This is a genomic window from Paenibacillus sp. FJAT-26967 (genome assembly GCF_001541095.1).
Lineage (GTDB): Bacteria > Bacillota > Bacilli > Paenibacillales > NBRC-103111 > Paenibacillus_F.
Map to the genome: position 1 here is coordinate 1,420,236 of NZ_LMXH01000001.1, position 18,959 is coordinate 1,439,194.

Sequence of the window (18,959 nt, forward strand, 5' to 3'; positions counted from 1 at the left end):
GTCCCGAATGAACATAGAAGTTCACAGGGGGATTATTGAATCATTGGAGTAGAGCAATTAGCGATAAATCAGACTGGACGCCATGTATGTCATTTCATATTATAGAGGATAATGGAAACAAAATAACATGTACTTAATGGTAAATAAATTCAGTTCATGGACGTTAATTATTATTTAGATCCGGACGACCCGGATAAATGTGTATTTAAAAAGTACAGTTAGTGTGATATGTTTTAATAGTAGCTTACATTTTGACGATAGTCGTATTGGCGTGTACAATCAGGAAAGAGAATTTAACAGACAGGGTTAACGGGGGAGGCGGCTGCTAGAGATGCCGTGTACAGCTTATAAATGGAAGAAGAGCCAGCCTTTAACCGAGGATTACATCCAACAATACGGCCGTGTGTCGTCGTTATTTGATTATAATCCGTGGGGCAAGGAAAGTATGCATGAACGGGCCGATGCTGTCCGTCATTCGGATGCACTGCGTGCGGACCGCAGCGTGCTTGCAGAGGTGCTGATTGAATATAACCGTCGTATGGGCGGTAAGGAAGCGGCAGTTGCCGCAGCAGGCAAACTTGCTGACGAAGACACACTTGCCGTCGTAGGCGGTCAGCAGGCCGGCTTGTTCGGCGGGCCGCTGTATGTGATCTACAAAGCCGTTACGCTCATTATGGCGGCGAGGCAGGCAGAGGCGGAACTCGGAACGCCGGTTGTTCCGGTTTTCTGGATCGCAGGGGAGGATCACGACTTCGAAGAAGTCGATCATATCCATGTCTTGCGTCCGGGGCTCGACATCAGCAAGATTACGATTGACAGACCCTGGAATCTGCGCACCTCGGTAAGCCGCTGGGAAGCAGAACCGGAGGCGTGGGAAGCAGCGCTGCATCAGCTGGATGAAGCGCTGCCGGACAGCCCGCACAAAGCCGGGCTGCTGCGCGATTTGCGCACTGCGATTGCCGCCGATCGTACACTGAGCGGAGCTTTCGCCGGCTGGATGGCGGCGCTCTTCGGCGACAGCGGCCTCGTGCTGCTTGACGCCGACGATCCGGCGCTGCGCAGGCTTGAAGGGCCGATGTTCGCGCAGCTCATCGGCGGCAGTGCCTCGCTTGCGGCAGCGCTTATCCGCGGCCGCGAGCAGGTTGAGTCGCTGGGTTACGCGCCTCAAGTGGATGTATCGGACGAACAGGCTCACCTGTTCGTCCATGACCGCGGCGAGCGTGTCCTGCTGCAGCGCAGCGGGGACGGCTTCGCCGACAAGAAAGGGCTGCGGACCTTCAGCAGGGAAGAACTGCTGAAGATAGCCGCTGAGGAGCCTGAGCGCCTAAGCAACGGTGTCATGTCGCGGCCGCTCATGCAGGAGTTCCTGCTGCCCGTGCTGGGCACCGTACTTGGTCCCGCTGAGGTTGCCTACTGGGCGATGACACGGGACGCTTTTCACCTCAGCGGCATGACGATGCCGATCGTACTGCCGCGCCTCGAGTTCACGATTGTCGAAGACACCGTGACGAAGTGGATGGACAAGTACGGATTGTCCATGGATGATGCGGCTTCCGGCTCCCTGGCGGCGCGGAAGGAAGCTTGGCTCGGCGGCCAGAGTCCATTCCCCGTCGAGGAGCGCTTCGAGGAAGCCCGGGCCGGCGTGCGAGAGATCTACTCGCCGCTGCTGGATTCACTCGCTTCGATAGAAGCGGGACTGCCCGAGCTGGGACGAAGCAATCTGGATAAGATTCTGCGCCAGATCGATTATTTGCAGCACAAGTCGGAGCAGGCGCTTGTAAGCAAGCACGAGACTGCTTTGGCCCAGTGGAAGCGTGTGGAACAGTCCCTGACTCCACTGGGCAAGCCGCAGGAGCGTGTATACAATGTTTGCGCATTTTTGAACCGTTACGGGTATAATTGGCTTAGTGAACTGCTTGAGGCTGATCTGGCCCCTGACGGCAGCCATTATCTGATCTACATATAAGAGGAGGAAGTGCCATGACTGCAGCAGAAAACAGTATCGTAACCGATAAAAGCCTTGCACCGGAAGGTCACTTGAAAATTGATTGGGTTCAAGCGCACATGCCGGTTCTGAATCGGATCCGGGAACAATTCGAGAAGGAACAGCCGTTCCGTGGGCTTAAAGTAGCTATTTCCCTCCATTTGGAGGCAAAGACTGCTTATCTGGCCAAAGTCGTTCAGGCAGGCGGAGCTGAGGTAACCATAACGGGCAGCAACCCGCTCTCTACCCAGGATGATGTGTGTGCTGCACTTGTTGAAGACGGCATCACGGTCTTTGCCAAGTACAATCCGGATCCGAAGGAATACAAAGAACTGATGATCAAAACACTTGAAACCAGACCGGATCTGATTATCGACGATGGCGGCGATCTGGTTACCATACTTCATTCGGAACGCCGTGATTTGCTGGAGGGTGTCCGCGGCGGAGCGGAGGAGACAACAACAGGTATTTTGCGTCTGAAGTCGCTGGAGAAAGAAGGCCGTCTGGAATTCCCGATGGTAGCGGTCAACGATGCGAACTGCAAATATTTGTTTGACAATCGTTATGGCACTGGACAGTCGGTCTTTGACGGAATTAACCGGACCACGAACCTTGTTGTTGCAGGTAAGACAGTCGTCGTTGCTGGTTACGGCTGGTGCGGCAAAGGGGTTGCTATGCGTGCCAAAGGTCTCGGTGCCCAAGTCGTTGTGACCGAGATTGACGCGATCAAAGCGGTTGAAGCTTATATGGACGGATTCACTGTACTTTCGATGTCGGATGCGGCCAAGATCGGAGATTACTTCGTTACTGTAACAGGAAATCGCGATATTATCCGCGGTGAACACTACGAAGTAATGAAAGACGGAGCGATTCTGTCTAATGCCGGACATTTCGACGTAGAAGTGAACAAACCTGAACTCGAAGCTCAATCTGTTTCCGTGCGCACGGTACGCCGGAACATCGAGGAGTATCAATTGAAAGACGGCCGCAAAATTTATCTTCTGGCTGAAGGCCGTCTGGTTAATCTGGCCGCAGGTGACGGACATCCGGCTGAAATCATGGATATGACTTTTGCTCTGCAAGCCATGTCCCTCAAATATATGAATGACCGCTATGAGCAAATCGGCAAAGCTGTCGTTAATGTTCCTTATGAGCTTGACGAGCAGGTAGCGCGTTATAAGCTGGAGTCTCTCGGGATTTCCATCGATCGTCTGTCGGATGAGCAGAAAGCTTATTTGGACAGCTGGCAGGAGCACTAATCGTCTATTTCCTTAACGCTTTTCGCAGTTCCTTCGGGGCTGCGGGAAGCGTTTTTTTTTTTTTTTTTTTGCGGGGAATACCCTCCTCAAGCTACCGCAACTTATAGAGCCGGAATGGCGTCTGGTAGTTGATGTAGAAAATAATGGAATTTCAGGGGGGCTTAATGTGTCATTTAGAGAGAAGAAGCGCACTAATGCAAAGAAAAACAAACGCTTATGGAGTTCTTTGGCCGTATTGTTGATGGCCCTGATCCTTCTTGCCGGGTGCGGTTCGGCTGGTTCCGGCGCTCCGGACTCAGGAAATGCAGCAGCAGATAAAGCTTCCGTGAATTCAGAACTAAGCAAGGCTAGGAATGATTCGAAAGGAGAAGGAAGCGATTTAAACAGGGAATCCGATTCTCAATTAAAAGGAACCGATACTTCTGCCGTTCCTTCAACGGCTGCCCCGGCAGACAGCTTGAACCGTAAGCTGATCTATAAAGCTAATTTGACGATGGAAGTAAAGAATTATGCCCAGGCACAGACTGAGCTCCGTAATTTAGTAGCAGCCAGCGGAGCCTATTTGTTAGAGTTCACAGAGAATACGAGCTCGTCTGAGATCGGTGGGAATTTTACCATTAAAGTGGCTTCAGGCGGATTTAATTCATTACTGGATGCAATGGAAAAAATGAATCCGGCCAAGCAGCGGAATGTCACGAGTCAAGATGTCACAGAGGAATACGTGGATCTGGCCGCTAGACTTAAAGCTAAAGAAGTCGTGGAAGCCAGACTTCTTTCTTTTATGGAGAAGGCGGCCAAGACGGATGAACTGCTCGCCTTCTCCGCGGAACTTGGAAAAGTCCAGGAGGAAATAGAGAGGATTAAGGGACGAATGAGGTTTCTGGATCAGAATGTGGAGTTGTCCACCATAGAACTACGAATGTATCAACCGATTGGCGGCGCCTTTGTATCAGATGGCAGGAGTCCTTTGGGCCAACAGCTTGTAGCAACGGTTAACAAAAGTATTGAAGTACTGTTATCGGTTCTAAGAGGGATTCTTATAATGTTAGCCGCCCTGCTGCCTATTGCGGCAGCTTCCTTGATTCTGGCAATTCCGGGGTGGTTCTACTTTAGACACCGCAGAAGAAAAGCGGAGGCGTCCCGTAAGGAAGTGCGGCCGGCTGATCGTGATCATCATTTTCTAGTGAAAGAAACCTCTGAGGAGGAGAAGAAACCGGATTAAAGTCTTGGTTCCCGGAATAGACAGCGGAGTTTTATTGGAAGCTGTCATAATTGTGACTTGTGGATAATAGAAGCTCCGAGAAAGCCTGATGCCCACAGCATCGGGCTTTTTCTATGTTTTATCTCGACTTATCCACAAAGATGAGAAAAATTAAATTTAACGGATTTTTGCTTAGGAGAAGGATTTTGAGTGTAAATGAAGAAGTAAACATACAAAGTGGTGAAAAGTGGTGTAAAGTGGGACGGAAGGGGTGAGGGTCAATGTTTATGGGAGAGTACCAGCATAACATTGACGAAAAAGGCCGGCTGATCGTGCCGGTTAAATTTCGCGAAGCCCTCGGCAGCTCCTTCGTCGTCACACGCGGTCTTGATCAATGTTTGTTTGTTTACCCTAAGACAGAGTGGGCTGTTCTGGAAAAGAAGCTTAAAGCGCTGCCGCTTATGAAAGCCGACGCACGTGCATTCACGCGCTTCTTCTTCTCCGGTGCTACTGAAAGCGAGCTGGACAAGCAGGGAAGAGTCAACATTCCGAACAATCTGGTTGAGCATGCCAAACTCGAAAAAGACTGCATAGTTCTTGGTGTTTCCAATCGAGTTGAGATTTGGAGCAAGAACGTTTGGGAAAACTATTTTGAACAGTCCGAGCAGTCTTTTAACGAAATTGCCGAGAAACTGGTTGATTTCGATTTTGACTTATAACATCACGACGAAGCTTAGCGAGTTACTTAGGGAGGGATTTTTCTTTGTTTCATCATGTTACTGTGCTAAAAGAAGAAGCGGTAGAAGGCTTACACATACATCCTGACGGCGTATATGTTGATTGTACGCTAGGCGGTGCAGGGCATAGCTCTGTGATCGCCTCGAAACTGGGGCCGGAAGGCCTGTTGATCGCCTTGGATCAGGATGACGCGGCTTTAGCCAACGCTGAATACATACTTGCGCCTTATCGGGACCGAGTCCGCATTGTCAAAACCAATTTTCGTAAAATCGAAGAAGTTCTTCAAGAAGAAGCGAGGATTCTACAAGACGGTGTGCCTCAAGTAAACGGGATTCTCTTCGATTTGGGAGTGTCTTCTCCTCAGCTTGATGAGGCCGAGCGTGGTTTCAGTTATCATCAGGAAGCTGAACTTGATATGAGAATGGATCGCAGTACGGAGCTTACGGCCAAAATCATTGTCAATGAATGGCCTGAAGCCGAAATTGCCCGTATTCTATATGTTTATGGCGAAGAAAAGTTCTCCCGGCGGATTGCCGCGGCCATTATCAAGGCCCGGGCTAACGCTCCCATTACGACGACAAGCGAACTGGTTGAACTGATTAAGGAAGGAATACCTGCCGCTGCCAGACGTACGGGCGGTCATCCTGCCAAAAGAAGTTTTCAGGCGCTGCGGATTGCCGTTAACGATGAATTAGGCGCTTTCGAAGACGCTTTGCATCAATCCATCCGTTGTCTTGCTCCGGGCGGGAGGATTTCTGTCATCACCTTCCACTCTCTGGAGGATCGTATATGTAAACAAATTTTTTCAAGTTACGTGGGAAGATGTACATGTCCACCGGATTTTCCGTTATGTGTATGCGGAAGTACCGGTGTGGTTAAGCTTATCAACCGCAAGCCGATTACAGCAGGTTCTGCTGAACTCGAACATAATTCCAGAGCTAGATCAGCCAAGCTACGTATCGCAGAAAAGCTGTAATCAGGAGGGGACATATGTCAAGATACATCCAAGGAAACTTAGCCGAGAAATCAACCAGCAGTACTCAGCGTGTAACCGTACGCGAAACTAAGAAAGTCATCGTGAAGAATAAGCAGCTGCCTGTTGGCGAGAAACTGCTGTATTTGATGCTCGTCCTGTTTTGCGTACTGATTGCGAGCGGGATTGTTGGAAGGTATACGTCCATATATCAATTGAACAGTTCGATCAAGGAAACGAAAACCGAAATTGCAAAGGTAAAAGCCGATAATGATGCCAGCAAGCAGGAAATTGAGAAGCTTAAAGATCCCGAGAGACTTGAAGCGATTGCCAAGCAAAAAGGTCTGAAGCCTGCTGACGATGCACAGGTTAGACAAGTGACTCCCGGTACAGGCCAGGCTGCAGGAGGCAAGGACAGCTCTGTTGCAACGGGTCGCTAGGTACCAAGAGCAAGTTCGAACGTGAGGTGTTTGTAGATGGTGAAGAAAATTAAAATGCGCTCACTACTAATCGGAGGGGTTTTTACCCTTCTTTTTATTATCTTTGTAGGAAGAGTGTTTTGGATTCAAGGTGTTAAAGCCAATAAGCTTCTCTCCGAAGTTCAGCAAATATGGGAAACCGATAGGGAAGTGCCTGCTCAGCGCGGTAAGATCGTGGATCGAGAGAGCAGAGTGCTGGCAGAAGAGGTGCCTGCCTATTCCATCTCTGTTAATCCGTCGCTCATTAATCAGCTGGACATTTTAGATGGTGTCACAGAAGGTTTGACGGAGATCTTGAAGGATGGGCAGGATAGCTCGGAGCTGAAGGAGAAGATACGGGGCCTCGCCACCAAGAAAAGAACCGTTGTCCCGCCTGCAGAGAATCAGACGGATGCCGGCGCTTCAGCGGACAAAGGGAAGGACGATAAGAAGGATAAAAAGCTGGTTGATCCCTATCTTAAGAACGTTGAGGTGAATAACGAAGGCAAGAACATCGATAAGGCCAAAGCGGACCAAGTCAACGCGCTTATTAAGAAGCTTCAGGCCGAGGTCTATGCTAAAGAGAAGAAATACGGCGAGAAAGCGGACGTAGGAATAAACATTAAAACGGGCAAAAAGCGTTTTTATCCGGGAAATAATCTGGCTGCGCAAATTATCGGTTATACCAACCGGGAAGGCAAGGCCAGTGTCGGCATTGAAGCCCAGATGGATGAGTATCTCAAAGGGACTCCGGGATCGATCAGCTATAAGAGCGACAGTAAAGGCGTCGAACTCGTGCAAAGTAAAACGGTGCTTGTCCCGCCGGTTAACGGGAAAGATGTTAAGTTAACCATTGACAGTAAAATCCAATATTACATGGAAAGTGCTCTTTCCAAGGTTATGGACGAATGGAAGCCGAAGAGCTTGATGGCGATTGCTGCCGATCCCAAGACGATGGAGATCTTGGGCATGACCAGCTTTCCGAATTACAATCCCAATGAATTCTGGAAGGCAGCGGAGCAGGGACAGACGAATCATAATATTCAGTCCCAGTACGAACCAGGGTCTACCTTCAAGCTCGTGACACTGGCTGCTGCCATCGAGGAAGGAGTTTTTGATCCCGGAGCTTGGTTCAAATCCGGTTCTGTGCAGGTAGAAGGCAGGAAGCCTGTCTACGACCATAACAGAATCGGATGGGGAAACATTCAATATTTAATGGGGTTGAAGAAGTCCAGTAACGTAGCATTTGTTAACCTGGGTTATAAAATGCTCGGTACGGAGAAATTGGCTCAGTATATTGATAAATTCGGTTTTGGTAAAAAAACCGGGATCGACTTATATGGGGAGGTAGCCGGTAAAACCAAGCTTCCTTATCAAGTCGATTATGCGGCCGCTACTTATGGGCAAGCTCTGACGGCGACTGCAATCCAGCAGGCGGCGGCCTATGGAGCAGTAGCCAATGGCGGCAAGCTGATGCAGCCTTATGTGGTCAAAGAAATTATAGATCCTGCAACCAAGGAAATCGTGCAGGAGACTAAACCGAAAGTTGTGGGACAGCCTGTCAGCGAAGCGACTGCTAATAAAGTAGGCGAATATTTAGAGCAGGTAGTAAGCGATCAAGTGGATGGTACCGGCAAAGATGCTTATATAGAAGGTTACCGCATAGCGGGCAAAACAGGTACAGCGAATAAAGTCATTCCCGGTCAGAAAGGTTATTCTCCGGATAAGTGGGTCATCTCCTTTGCCGGCTACGCCCCTGTTGAAGATCCGCGCATTGTCTTGATCATTATCGCGGACGAGCCTCAGCTGGGCGGTGTTTATACACGCGGACACTATGTCGCGGCACCGGCATTCAGAGAGATCATGCTGAACTCTCTACGGTATTTGGGGGTTCCGTCCAGTAAGACGCAAACAACGGCTGCTCCTGTGCAGAACAATGCATTGAAGGCACCCGAATTGGAAGGTCTGACAACCGCTCAAGCCAAAGAGGCGGCCGGCCGTGCCGGATTGGAAGTTGAGATTCTAGGGCAGGGGACCAAGGTTATCACGCAATTCCCTAAGCCGGGTACCGAGATCGGACCTTATCAGAAGCTGTATCTCGCTGTGCAGCCGCCAGGTGAAGTGGCTGTTCCTGATCTGAAGGGCAAATCTTTGCGTGAAGTGATGGAGCTGTGCTCGCTTCTGGGGATTCGTACTGCAAGCAGCGGCGAGGGTTATGTAGTGACCCAGACTCTTCAGGGAGAAGGAGATCAGCGGCTCCTGACGGTTCAGCTCGCTCCGCCGGGCGGCGAGGTTGTAACCCCGCCCAAGGAGAAATATGAAGCTCCGGAATAACTGAATATAAGGATAAGCTTGTTCTAACCCTCCCTTATTCCGAATAGTCATGAAAAGAATAGTCATGACTTGTCTGGAAGGGGAGCGTTATCCATGCGAGTATCGAGCTTTACAGTGCGGCGGCGTTTGTTCGCCGCATTGATTTTAGGAACGGTCTTATTCGTCGCTCTGATTATCCGCCTGGGGTATGTACAGCTTTGGCTGGGACCGGGTTTGTCGGCCAAGGCGGAAGACTCCTGGCGGCGGGAAATTCCTTTCGCGGCGAACCGCGGTGAGATTTGGGACCGCAACGGAGAGAAACTGGCGTACAATATCAGCACGCCGTCGATTATGGCAATCCCTGTGCAGCTCCAAGACCCTAAGGCAACCGCCGCTAAACTTGCGGAAGTTTTGCAGGCGCCGGAGGAAACCATTTTTAAACAAATTTCCAAGCGTGCCCGGATCAATGAAATCAAACCCGCGGGGCGTAAGCTGACCTTGGAAAAAGCACAGGAGGTCAAGGCGCTTAATCTGCCCGGAATCGTGGTTGCAGGCGATAACCGCCGCTATTACCCGATGGGGAACCTGGCCGCTCATATTCTTGGTTTTACGGGGACCTACAACCAGGGATTGACGGGTGTGGAAAGCAAATATGACAAGTTGTTGACGGGTTTGAAAGGAAATATCTCCTATTTGGCAGATGCGGCTAACCGCAAAATGCCGGGTTCCTCCGAACAGTATACGGGACCGAAGGATGGGCTGAACCTCCAATTGACCATTGACCAGCATTTGCAATCCGTCCTGGAGCGTGAGCTGGATCAGGCGATGGTCAAATACCAGCCTAAGCATGCAATCGCCATTATGATGGATCCGACCAATGGCGAAATACTGGCGATGGGGAGCCGTCCGTCTTACGATCCGGGCAATTTCAGCGAATACCCGGTGGAAACCTATAATCGTAATCTTCCGATCTGGATGACGTACGAGCCTGGATCCACTTTTAAAATTATTACGCTGGCGGCGGCTCTTCAAGAGAAGAAAGTGGATCTCAAGAATGAGCGCTTCCATGATCCCGGCGCGATTGAAGTGGGGGGAGCCAGGCTCCGCTGCTGGAAGAGGGGCGGACACGGCAGTGAAACTTTCCTCCAGGTCGTAGAAAACTCTTGCAACCCGGGTTTTGTCGTGCTTGGTCAAAGGCTTGGCAAAGACATGCTGTTTGATTATATCAAGAGATTCGGATTCGGCCGCAAAACGGGAATTGATCTAGGCGGGGAAGAGAACGGGATCATGTTTAAACCGTCTCAGGTCGGTCCTGTCGAGCTTGCCACGACGGCCTTCGGTCAAGGTGTATCCGTAACCCCGATTCAGCAAATTACGGCTGTTTCGGCAGCTATTAACGGGGGTAAATTATTCAAGCCGCATGTCGCTAAGTCCTGGATAGAGCCGGAAACAGGCCGTGTCATTGAGACGGTTAAGCCGGAACTGGTGGACACGGTAATTTCGGAGGATACATCCAGACAGGTTCGGGAGGCGCTGGAGAGCGTTGTCGCCAAAGGAACCGGGGGCAATGCTTTTATCGACGGGTACCGGGTAGGCGGCAAAACGGGAACTGCCCAGAAGGTCGTGAACGGCCGTTATTCTCCAAACGAACATATCGTGTCTTTTGTCGGATTCGCACCGGCGGATAATCCGCGTGTCGTTGTTTATGCGGCTGTGGATGACCCCCAAGGCATTCAGTTCGGCGGACTGATCGCAGCTCCGCTGGTCAAAAACATCATGCAGGATGCGCTTCGCTATATGAAGGTGGAGCCGGATAAGAATCAGCTCAGCAAGAAATACAAGCTGGGGGAAACACCGGTTATAGAAGTGCCCAATTTGGTCGGCGCGACGGTACAGGATATTTACGAAGACCTTAATTCCGATTTTCTTCTGGCGAAATCAGGTGAGGGCAATACCGTAATTAGCCAGGCCCCGAAGCCCGGTACTAGAGTAGACCGGGGTTCAACAATTCGTGTATACTTATCTAATCCGCCGCAAGGCGCTACGGACAAAAAAGAGGGGCGCTGATTGTTTCGGCGCTTCTTTCTTGTCAGACTTTTGTCCATACTGGTACTAATCAAATACCGGCAATTCAAAATTAACTTTTTCGTGCAAATGGTGGGGGCGATAGAACATGCAGCTGAAAGAACTGGCTTCTCAGCTTTTGATTTGCAAGCTCGTAGGGGATGAAACAACCGAGATTACCGGAATCGCAACCGATTCTCGTCAAGTGCATACGGGAGATTTATTCGTATGTGTACCCGGATTCGTATCCGACGGACATGATTACGCTTCTGTCGCGATCGGGAATGGAGCGGCGGCTCTGGTCACCGAACGAAGACTTGATCTTGATATCCCTCAGATTATCGTAAGTGATTCAAGACATGCAATGGCGGTATTCTCCGCGCACGTATATCAATATCCGAGCCGGAATATGAAAGTAATCGGAATAACCGGAACGAACGGCAAGACAACGACAAGTTACCTGGTGGAGCACATTTTACGCGATCAGGGGTACCGGACAGGTTTGATGGGGACGATTTCCGCTAGAGTAGGATCTCAGATTATTCCGATGGAAAGAACCACGATGGAGGCTTCCGCTCTGCAAGATACATTCCGCCGTATGGCAGATGAAGGCACGGATTATTGTATTATGGAAGTTTCGTCGCATGCCCTGGATTTGGGACGGGTCAAAGGAATCCGGTTCCGTTCTGGAGTTTTTACAAATTTATCTCAAGACCATCTTGATTATCATGAGACGATGGATAAATATGAAGCGGCCAAAGGACTCTTGTTCTCTCGGCTCGGCAACGAATTCTCACCCCTGCCTGAGTATAAGCAGTATGCTATTCTGAACGGGGATGATCCGGCTTCTGAGCGTCTAGCCCGATTAACCGCTGCTGAAGTGATTACATACGGAGTCAAGCAGGAATGCGCCGTTAAGGCCAGTCATGTGAAAATTACCGCCAAAGGTACTGAATTCGAGGTGGAATCATTTGCAGGCACCATGCCGATGCGGATGAACCTTGTTGGTCTGTTTAATGTGTATAACGCTCTTGCTGCGGTTTCGGTATGCTTAGCGGAAGGACTTACATTGACTCAAGTGCGTGATAGCCTGGCAAGCATGCCGGGCGTCGACGGCCGGATGGAAGTGGTGGACGAAGGCCAGGACTTTCTGGTATTGGTTGACTACGCGCATACGCCGGACGGTCTGAGCAACGCGCTGGAATCCATACGTGAATTTGCGGCGGGCCGGGTCAGATGTGTGTTCGGCTGCGGCGGTGACCGTGATCGGACTAAACGTCCTTTGATGGGCCGGGTAGCTGCTGCTCTGAGTAATGACTTGTATGTTACTTCGGATAATCCGAGGACAGAAGAGCCGGAAGCGATTCTGCATGATATCGTACCGGGAATTGAGGAAGCCGGACTTTCGAGAGAACAGTATCGGCTTGTAACCGAACGGCGCGAAGCGATTCAAAAGGCTATTGAAGAGGCAGGCCCTGACGATGTAGTATTGATAGCGGGAAAAGGACATGAAACCTACCAGGACATCGGAGGGGTCAAACATGACTTTGATGATCGTCTTGTTGCGCGCGCCGCATTAAGGAGCCTGAAGAGATGAAACGACTTACTTTGAATGAGATCGCTCGGATGTCCGGCGCCGAACTGGTCCTCCCGGCTTCCTCTACAGACGGGGATAGGGTCTTCATTGATTCTGTATCCACCGACACAAGAACGATAACTTCCGGAAGCTTGTTCGTCCCTCTCGTCGGGGAACGCTTTGACGGCCATGCATTTGCCGCCGAAGCAGCCGCCCGGGGAGCTTCCGCCATACTATGGCAGAGAAACCGTCCGGAGCGGCCGGAAGGAATGCCGCTGCTGCTGGTCGAAGATACTTTGCAGGGGCTGCAAAAACTCGCCCACGGGTATCGCCAGTCCCTGCCTGTCCGGATCATCGGAATTACAGGCAGCAACGGTAAAACAACAACAAAGGATATGATTGGCTCTGTACTGGGAACCGCCTTCAGCGTCCATAAGACCAAAGGGAATCTGAACAACCATATCGGCTTGCCTCTGACGCTGCTGCAGCTCGAGGAAGATACGCAGGTAGCGGTCGTTGAGATGGGAATGAGCGGCCGTGGAGAGATTGAGCTGCTCTCCGAAATTGCCGATCCCGATGTGGCTGTCGTGACCATGATCGGGGATGCCCACCTGCTACAGCTTGGCTCAAGAGAAGAAATTGCGAGGGCCAAGACTGAAATTCTTAGCGGTCTGGCTGATGGGGGCACATTTATTTATCACGGGGATGAGCCTCTTATCCCGCTGGTGCTTCCGGAGATGAAGCAGCCGGGCAGTATGACACAAATTCGATTTGGACGAAGTCAGACCAATGATCTCTTTCCGGTCAGCATCCGTATGGACGAGGAAGGGACTCATTTTACGGTCAGCACGCCTCAGAGTTCGGAAGCCGATTCCGATGGCGAGAACTATTACATTCCGCTGCTGGGCGAGCATAACGTTGATAATGCGCTTGCGGCAATCCTGGTAGGGCGTACGCTCGGCGTGTCCGAAGGCGATATTAGACGCGGACTTGCAGGACTCCAGATGACGGGGATGCGAATCGAGAAGACAATATCCCCTTCTGAGGTTACGGTACTCAACGATGCGTACAATGCTTCTCCGAGCTCGATGAGAGCGGCAATCCGTCTGGTCGAACAGCTTGAAGGCTACTCGAGCAAGTACGTTGTACTCGGGGATATGTTGGAGCTGGGCGAGCAGGAGCAGGAATATCACCGTCAGATCGGGGCCTTGCTCTCACCCGATTCGCTTGCCGGTGTATACGCCTACGGACCGTTAGGCCGGTTTATCGCAGAGTCGGCAGCTTTACGATTCGGTTCGGATCGCTCTCGCTGGTATGAGGACAAAGCAGCTTTGACGGCGGAGCTGGCGGCTCAAGTGAAGCCCGGAGACCTCGTCCTTGTCAAGGCCTCTCGCGGTATGAGGCTCGAAGAAGTCGCAGACGCTCTGTTGGCCCAGTAGCGCACGGGTCATAAATATTGGGCGGCAAGCTAAGCAACAAATGAACGTCGGTCGGCGTTAAAGAAACGTAAGATTAAACTCATTTAAGACCATGCACTGCAGAGCGGTTGATATATGAACAGCCGTTCTTGTTCGATAAACGCTTGATAGCAGCTTTCCCGCAGGAGAGCTTTGTAGGAGGATAGAAATCGTGGAGTTAAAAGTGATCTTATTCACGATGGGAGTAGCATTTCTGCTTGCTCTCATCTCGGGCCCGCTGTTCATTCCTCTTCTCAGAAGACTGAAATTCGGACAGCAAATCCGCACGGAAGGGCCGCAAAGCCATCAAAAAAAGCAAGGAACACCTACCATGGGCGGTATTATCATTCTGATTGCGCTGACTATTGCGGCTCTTCGCTTCTCGGACAGTAACACCGAGCTGTGGATTTTGCTGATCGCTTCCCTGGGATATGGGCTTGTCGGTTTTCTCGATGATTATATTAAAATCGCATTTAAACGGTCGTTAGGTCTTAACGCTAAGCAGAAGCTGATCGGGCAGCTGGTCGTTTCGGCTGTTATCTGTGTGCTTCTGGTTACATCCGGACACAGTACGGAACTTTTTGTACCCGGATTTGATGTTTCGTTCGATACCGGGTGGCTGTACTTCCCTTTGATGACCATTCTTATGCTGGGCGCTTCGAATGCTGTCAACTTTACCGACGGACTTGACGGTCTGCTCGCCGGTACAAGCGCGATTGCTTTCGGCGCATTTACCATTATCGCAATGAACAATACCCAGCCGGAAGCCGCAATTTTTTCTGCAGCTATGGTTGGAGCGGTACTTGGCTTTCTTGTATTTAACGCGCATCCCGCCAAAGTATTTATGGGAGATGCGGGTTCTCTGGGAATCGGAGGCGGTCTGGTTGCTGTTGCGATTCTGACCAAAGCCGAACTCTTACTTGCCATTATCGGCGGTGTGTTCCTGATTGAAATTTTATCGGTCGTCATTCAAGTTATTTCTTTTAAAACCACAGGCAAACGTATCTTCCGCATGAGCCCGATTCACCATCACTTTGAGCTTGTGGGATGGTCGGAATGGCGGGTTGTAACAACATTTTGGGCGACGGGTCTTGTTTTGGCGGCAGTGGGACTTTATATGAATGAGGTGTTATAGCAATGAAGCATCCGAGCGAGTACCGGGGAAAGAAAGTGGTCGTACTCGGCCTGGCGCGCAGCGGGGTCGCAGCGGCCAAATTTTTTCATGAGATTGGGGCGCAAGTCATAGTTAATGACCGCAAATCGCGTGAAACGAGTCCTGAGGCTGACGAACTGGAGGCCTTGGGAATTTCTGTTGTTTGCGGGGGGCATCCGCCTGACCTGATCAGCGGGGACACTGTACTGGTGGTCAAAAACCCGGGCATCCCGTACACGGCGCCTCCCATTGTCCAAGCTGTGGAACAGGGAGTCGAAGTCGTTACGGAGGTGGAGGTTGCTTACCGGATTTGTAAAGCGCCGATTATCGGAATTACGGGAAGCAACGGAAAAACAACGACGACCACGCTCGTCGGCCTTATCCTGGAAGAAGACAAGCTTCAGCCTATTGTGGCAGGCAATATCGGGCGGGCTTTGACCGAGGCTGCTGCAGAGGCTTCGCCCGATCATTGGATGGTCGTCGAACTGAGCAGTTTTCAACTCAAGGGTACACATGAATTCCGCCCGGCCATCGCTGCTCTGCTCAATGTGTATGAGACTCATCTGGACTACCATGGTTCGATGGAAGATTACACGGCTTCGAAAGCCAAGCTGTTTGCCAATCAGACGCAGGAAGATATGGCCGTTCTTAATGCCGATGATCCAGTCTGCCAGAGTCTTGTCCATACAAGCCAGGCGCAGGTGATGCTGTTCTCCAGGCGGAAAGTGCTGGACCACGGTGTCTATCTGTCAGAAGACGGGGTTCTAACTTATCGGGATAAGGACGGAAACGTCCAGCCGATCTTGCCTGCCAAAGAGCTGGGTATTCGGGGCAGTCACAATATCGAGAATGCAATGGCTGCAGCGGCGATTGCTTTAAGTGCAGGTGCAACGACAGGGGCGATCGCCAAAGTGTTGAAAGAGTTTCACGGCGTGGAACATCGCCTGGAATTTGTTTCCGAGCATAACGGTGTCTCCTTCTATAATGATTCCAAGGCCACCAATCCGGCAGCGACGACGAAATCGGTTGAAGCTTTCGATAAGAAGATTATTCTTATTGCGGGCGGGCTCGACCGGGGATCGGATTATTCGGAGCTTTTGCCTCTCCTGAAATCCCGTGTGAAGGCAATTGTTACGCTCGGCGAGACAAGGGAGAAAATAAACCGTGTCGCCCGAGAAGCGGGGTTGAGCGGTGTAGAAACGGTCGATACTGCTAACAGTGCGGAAGCGATAAGCGAAGCCGTCCAGGCGGCAGTCAGGCTGGCAGGGGAAGATGACATTGTTCTTCTTTCTCCGGCCTGTGCCAGTTGGGACATGTTTCCTTCTTATGAAGAACGGGGACGCATGTTTAAGGAGTCCGTGCATAATCTTTAAGGAACGGGTAGTCAAGCCTTCTTCATCCGCGTCTTAGGAAGCGGTATCGTCAGTCACCCTGGAAGCAATGGTTTTAGACACCCGACATTCTTATTCGTAAGAGGTGTTCCTATGGCTAAAGCGCGATCCGCTCCGGATGTATGGATTCTTGTATCTACCTTACTTATTTTAACGATCGGCGTCATTATGGTTTACAGCGCCAGCGGTGTCATGGCTTTTCGCGAATACGGGGACTGGTTCTATTATCTGAAAAGACAGCTCTTGTTCGCCGTGCTGGGCATCACCGCCATGTTTTTCACGATGAATACCGACTATCTAATCTGGAAAAAGTACGCCAAAGTCGGCCTGCTGCTCTGTTTCGGCTTGCTGCTTATCGTATTGATTCCGGGTGTCGGAGTTGTTCGTGGCGGGGCGAGAAGCTGGCTCGGAATCGGATCTTTCGGTATTCAGCCCTCTGAGTTCATGAAAATCGGCATGATTATTTTCCTGGCGAAACTTTTGTCCGACAGACAGTCTCAGATCACGTCTTTCACCAAAGGTCTGCTTCCCCCGCTCGGATTAGTGGGACTCGCATTCGGGCTTATTATGCTTCAGCCCGATCTGGGTACAGGAGCCGTTCTTGTAGGTGCCTCACTGCTTGTCATTTATACGGCCGGAGCGAGGATTCTGCACTTGTCGTATCTGGGACTGGCAGGGCTTGCCGGCTTTGTGGGGCTGATTATTGCGGCTCCTTACCGGCTGCAGCGGATTACCGCTTTTATGGACCCCTGGTCGGACCCGCAGGGTGCCGGCTATCAGGCGATTCAATCGCTGTATGCGATAGGACCGGGAGGCCTTGTCGGACTCGGCTTGGGGATGAGCAGACAGAAATACAGCTATCTGCCTGAGCCTCAGACGGACTTTATTTTCTCTATTATTGCAGAAGAACTCGGTTTTATAGGAGGCTCTGCGGTCCTTCTTCTGTTCACTATACTGGTGTGGAGAGGGATGCGTACGGCTATAACCGCGCCTGATACGTTCGGCAGCCTGGTGGCCGTAGGTATTGTAGGCATGATAGCGGTCCAGGTCATTATTAACATCGGCGTTGTTATAGGGATGTTCCCGATTACCGGGATTACCTTGCCGCTTATAAGTGCGGGGGGATCTTCCCTCACGCTTATGCTGACGTCCATTGGCGTTCTGCTCAATATATCCCGCTACTCGAGGTGAAACGCATGCGAATCGTATTTAGCGGGGGAGGTACGGGAGGGCATGTATACCCGGCTCTGGCCATTGGTGAACAATGCCTTTCCGATCAGCCCCGTTCTGAATTTTTATATATAGGTACAAGTTCCGGCTTGGAGCGTGATATCGTTGCGCGCTCCGGGCTGAACATGCCTTTTGAAGCCGTTGAAATTACAGGATTTCGCCGTAAACTCGCTTCTCTGGATAATGTGAAGACAGTTGTGCGCTTTTTGCGTGGTGTTCAGCGTGCCAAAGGTATCTTGAAACAATACCGTCCAGACGCGGTTGTGGGCACGGGAGGCTACGTTTGCGGCCCTGTGCTGTTCGCTGCGGCCCGGCTCGGCATTCCGACACTCATTCATGAGCAGAATGCTCTTCCGGGCCTTACGAACCGCTTTCTGAGCCGCTACGTGGATACAGTAGCAGTAAGCTTCCGGGGGACTGAGGGGAAATTCCCCCATGCGGGGCGAGTTGTGTACACCGGTAATCCCCGAGCCACATCTATGGTCAAGGCGGACAAAACCAAAGGTCTGGCATCTCTGGGTCTGCCTCAGGATGCCCAGCTAGTCATTGTCGTCGGCGGCAGCCGGGGCGCCAAAGCCATTAACGAAGCGATGATCGAACTCGCTCCGCTGGTCAAGGGACTCCCCGGCACTCATTTCGTATTCGGGACAGGCCAGTCTTATTACGATTCGACCTCTGCCCGTATCGTGGAAGCTGCCGGAGCCCTGCCGGATAATCTTCAGGTGCTCCCGTATATCCATAATATGCCGGAAGTTCTGGCAGCTTCCAAACTGATCGTGAACCGTGCAGGCGCATCCCTGATGGCCGAGATTACCGCCTTGGGCATTCCTTCGATCCTTATTCCGTCACCGAATGTGACAGACAATCATCAGGAGCATAATGCCCGCTCCCTTGCGGACGAAGGCGGTTCTGTCATGCTGCTGGAGAAGGATTTGAGCGGCTCCGCGCTTTTCGATCAAATCAATAAAATCATGACCGATCCGCTGCGCTGGGAACACATGGCGAAGCAATCTGCCCGCATGGGTCAGCGCGATTCGGCTTCTCTGGTTGTTCAGGAGCTGAACAGGATCGTCCGTAAATCTTAAAGGACCTGCCGTCTATGCGGTTTTGGCAAACCGTATAGGCGATTGTCACACTCTATCGACTTCTACATAAACTACAC

Annotated in this window: 14 protein-coding genes; all 14 read left to right on the plus strand. The window is 51.2% G+C overall.

Annotated features, from left to right (window positions below):
- Nucleotides 1-331: 331 nt before the first annotated feature.
- The 14 genes from bshC to murG all read left to right on the plus strand — a co-directional run bounded on the left by bshC (nucleotide 332) and on the right by murG (nucleotide 18,882).
- Nucleotides 332-1,966 carry a bacillithiol biosynthesis cysteine-adding enzyme BshC gene (gene bshC / locus AR333_RS06240; RefSeq protein WP_068774417.1) on the plus strand — a complete coding sequence of 545 codons (1,635 nt, stop codon included), beginning with the start codon at nucleotides 332-334 and terminating at the stop codon, nucleotides 1,964-1,966.
- Nucleotides 1,967-1,980: 14 nt separating this feature from the next.
- The gene (locus AR333_RS06245; RefSeq protein ID WP_068774418.1) at nucleotides 1,981-3,243 is read left to right on the plus strand and encodes an adenosylhomocysteinase; all 1,263 of its coding nucleotides are present in this window, start codon (nucleotides 1,981-1,983) and stop codon (nucleotides 3,241-3,243) included.
- 166 nt (nucleotides 3,244-3,409) lie between these two features.
- The gene (locus AR333_RS06250) at nucleotides 3,410-4,465 is read left to right on the plus strand and encodes a DUF4349 domain-containing protein (protein WP_068774419.1); all 1,056 of its coding nucleotides are present in this window, start codon (nucleotides 3,410-3,412) and stop codon (nucleotides 4,463-4,465) included.
- 260 nt (nucleotides 4,466-4,725) lie between these two features.
- A complete protein-coding gene (mraZ, locus tag AR333_RS06255) occupies nucleotides 4,726-5,163 on the plus strand; it encodes a division/cell wall cluster transcriptional repressor MraZ (protein WP_068774420.1) in 438 nt (145 codons plus the stop codon).
- Nucleotides 5,164-5,207: 44 nt separating this feature from the next.
- A complete protein-coding gene (gene rsmH, locus AR333_RS06260) occupies nucleotides 5,208-6,158 on the plus strand; it encodes a 16S rRNA (cytosine(1402)-N(4))-methyltransferase RsmH (RefSeq protein ID WP_068774421.1) in 951 nt (316 codons plus the stop codon).
- Between the two features lie 14 nt (nucleotides 6,159-6,172).
- On the plus strand, nucleotides 6,173-6,595 hold the full coding sequence (gene ftsL / locus AR333_RS06265; RefSeq protein WP_068774422.1) for a cell division protein FtsL: 423 nt from the start codon (nucleotides 6,173-6,175) through the stop codon (nucleotides 6,593-6,595).
- Between the two features lie 36 nt (nucleotides 6,596-6,631).
- On the plus strand, nucleotides 6,632-8,947 hold the full coding sequence (locus AR333_RS06270) for a penicillin-binding transpeptidase domain-containing protein (protein ID WP_068774423.1): 2,316 nt from the start codon (nucleotides 6,632-6,634) through the stop codon (nucleotides 8,945-8,947).
- Nucleotides 8,948-9,040: 93 nt separating this feature from the next.
- On the plus strand, nucleotides 9,041-10,993 hold the full coding sequence (locus AR333_RS06275) for a stage V sporulation protein D (protein ID WP_068774424.1): 1,953 nt from the start codon (nucleotides 9,041-9,043) through the stop codon (nucleotides 10,991-10,993).
- 106 nt (nucleotides 10,994-11,099) lie between these two features.
- Complete coding sequence (locus AR333_RS06280; RefSeq protein ID WP_068774425.1) at nucleotides 11,100-12,587, plus strand: UDP-N-acetylmuramoyl-L-alanyl-D-glutamate--2,6-diaminopimelate ligase; 1,488 nt, start codon at nucleotides 11,100-11,102, stop codon at nucleotides 12,585-12,587.
- Nucleotides 12,584-14,005: a UDP-N-acetylmuramoyl-tripeptide--D-alanyl-D-alanine ligase gene (gene murF / locus AR333_RS06285; protein ID WP_068774426.1), complete on the plus strand. Its 1,422-nt coding sequence runs from the start codon at nucleotides 12,584-12,586 to the stop codon at nucleotides 14,003-14,005. Before AR333_RS06280 ends, murF begins: the two co-directional genes overlap by 4 nt.
- Before the next feature lie 190 nt (nucleotides 14,006-14,195).
- Nucleotides 14,196-15,158 carry a phospho-N-acetylmuramoyl-pentapeptide-transferase gene (gene mraY / locus AR333_RS06290; protein ID WP_068774427.1) on the plus strand — a complete coding sequence of 321 codons (963 nt, stop codon included), beginning with the start codon at nucleotides 14,196-14,198 and terminating at the stop codon, nucleotides 15,156-15,158.
- 2 nt (nucleotides 15,159-15,160) lie between these two features.
- Complete coding sequence (murD, locus tag AR333_RS06295; protein ID WP_068774428.1) at nucleotides 15,161-16,549, plus strand: UDP-N-acetylmuramoyl-L-alanine--D-glutamate ligase; 1,389 nt, start codon at nucleotides 15,161-15,163, stop codon at nucleotides 16,547-16,549.
- A gap of 111 nt (nucleotides 16,550-16,660) precedes the next feature.
- Nucleotides 16,661-17,758 carry a stage V sporulation protein E gene (gene spoVE, locus AR333_RS06300; RefSeq protein WP_068774429.1) on the plus strand — a complete coding sequence of 366 codons (1,098 nt, stop codon included), beginning with the start codon at nucleotides 16,661-16,663 and terminating at the stop codon, nucleotides 17,756-17,758.
- 5 nt (nucleotides 17,759-17,763) lie between these two features.
- Nucleotides 17,764-18,882 carry an undecaprenyldiphospho-muramoylpentapeptide beta-N-acetylglucosaminyltransferase gene (murG, locus tag AR333_RS06305; protein ID WP_068774430.1) on the plus strand — a complete coding sequence of 373 codons (1,119 nt, stop codon included), beginning with the start codon at nucleotides 17,764-17,766 and terminating at the stop codon, nucleotides 18,880-18,882.
- Nucleotides 18,883-18,959 lie beyond the last annotated feature (77 nt).